This window comes from Elioraea sp. Yellowstone (genome assembly GCF_006704265.1).
Lineage (GTDB): Bacteria > Pseudomonadota > Alphaproteobacteria > Acetobacterales > Acetobacteraceae > Elioraea.
On sequence record NZ_VIKA01000267.1, the window covers coordinates 1 to 1,845 of the forward strand.

The 1,845-nt window shown below is 71.2% G+C and carries 4 protein-coding genes; all 4 read right to left on the reverse strand.

The window, feature by feature from the left end; translation table 11 throughout:
• On the reverse strand, positions 1-267 hold a 267-nt coding region (locus FK498_RS18540), incomplete at its 3' end, for a hypothetical protein (protein WP_141857159.1).
• Entirely contained in the window at positions 267-917 is a 651-nt protein-coding gene (locus FK498_RS18545; protein WP_141857161.1) for a protein phosphatase CheZ, read from the reverse strand. The genes FK498_RS18540 and FK498_RS18545, both read right to left, overlap by 1 nt.
• Complete coding sequence (locus FK498_RS18550; RefSeq protein ID WP_141857163.1) at positions 910-1,290, reverse strand: chemotaxis response regulator CheY; 381 nt, start codon at positions 1,288-1,290, stop codon at positions 910-912. The genes FK498_RS18545 and FK498_RS18550 overlap by 8 nt, the downstream gene beginning before the upstream one ends.
• Before the next feature lie 57 nt (positions 1,291-1,347).
• A partial coding sequence (locus FK498_RS18555) for a MotE family protein (RefSeq protein WP_141857165.1) occupies positions 1,348-1,845 on the reverse strand: 498 nt, incomplete at its 5' end.

Here is a 1,845-nt window from a genome sequence, read left to right on the forward strand (position 1 = left end):
CGCCGCCGAGCCGTTGGCCGCGAGCGCCGTGACCTGGGGCGGCAGGCGACGCTCGACCCCCTCGGTCGCGAAGCGGCCGGGGCGCTCGAAGGTCAGCAGCACCCGGTCGCCCTCCTGCAGGACGTCGTAGCCGACCCTGCTCGGCCACTCGAACACCACCCGCCCGAAGGCGCGATGGTTGCCCGCCCGCACCTCGACCTGCTCGTCGGCCCGGGCGGCACCGGTGATCAGGAAGATCGAGACGGCGAGCAGGAGGCCGAGGCGCATCAGTCGAAACTCGCGAGCAGGCGGTCGATCTCGGCCTGATCGACACCGTTGCCGGGAAGCTGCGGGCCGTTCAGCAGCGAGGGCGCATCGGCGGGGGCCGGGCGCGACGCCGCCCCGCCCTCCGGGATCCGTTCGGAGAAGGTCGCGATGATCGCGGCGATCCGTTCCTCGATCGATTTCAGCGTGCGCACCACCTTGGTGATGCGCTGGCCGGTGATGTCCTGGAAACTGCAGGCCTCGTAGATGCGCGTCACCGCCGCGGTCAGCGCCTCGCCCTGCGCGCCGCCGAGCTCGGCGGCCGCGCGCTCGAAGGTCTCGCAGCAGTCGAGGATCTCGTTGGTCGCCTGCGCGGTCGCCTCGACGATCGCATCGAGCTCGTCGGTCGCCGAGGGGATGAAGGCGCGGTTGATGTCCTCGACCTGGAGCGAGGCGATCTCCTGCTTCGCCGCGGCGATGGTACGGCCGATCTGCTCCACCTCGGCGAGCAGCGTCGCCTCGGAGGCCGTCAGGTCGCCCGTCATGGTCGCCAGCACCTGCTCGACGATCTCGGCCACCGCCTCCGGCGTGGTCGCGTCACGGTGGCGCGCGCGCAGGGTCGCGAGCCGGTCGGCGAGCGCCGGACGGGCGGCGGACTTGCCGCCGTCAGGCATGGACCAGCACCTTCTCGATCTTCTCCTTCAGCGTCTCGGCGTTGAAGGGCTTGACGATGTAGTTGGAGACGCCGGCCTGCTTCGCCGCGATCACGTTCTCGGTCTTGCTCTCGGCCGTCACCATGATGAAGGGCAGGTTGCGCAGCTTCGCGTCCGCCCGCACCTCCTGGAGGAGCTGCAGCCCGGTCATCGGCTGCATGTTCCAGTCGGAGATCACCAGGCCGTAGTTGCCGCTGCGCAGCATCGCCAGCGCCTGCGCGCCGTCGGTCGCCTCGTCGACGTTGTTGAAATCGAGCTGCCGCAACAGGTTGCGGATGATGCGCAGCATCGTCTTGTAGTCGTCGACAATCAGGATGTTCATGTTCTTGTCCATGGATGCGGCCACGCTCCTTGTCCGACGGGGCCCGTGCGGGCCGCCTGCCTGCCTCGCTCAGCCGCCCGCCCCGCCCTCGCTGGGCGAGCGGGCGCGGCGCTGCGCAAGTTCCGCCGTCAGCGCCTTCGCCTTGTCGGGATTCATCCCGGCCAGGATCGGGGCGGCGTTGCGCTCGCGCATGCGCTCGACCACCTCTATCAGCACAGGCATTTCCAGTTCGTTGAAGATGCGCGCAGCGTCGCGCGGGCGCATGGTCTCGTAGATCCTGACCAGGCCGCGCCAGCCGGCGTCCTCGCGTTCGCGCGCGGCGCGGTCGAGCGCCTCGAGCTCGCGCTGCAGCCGCTCGAGTTCGGCGATCCGCTCGGCGAGGCGGCGTTCGGCGGCGATCACCACGGCCTCGCGCTCGGTGATCGAACGCTCGCGCTCCTCGAGCGCGAGGCGACGGGCGCGGAGGTCCTCGAGCACGGTGAGTTCCGCGGCGGTGGGCTGGGCGAAGCGCGGCGCGACCGGGGCCGGGCCCTCGGCCGCGGCGGGAGCACGCGCGGCGGGTGCGGC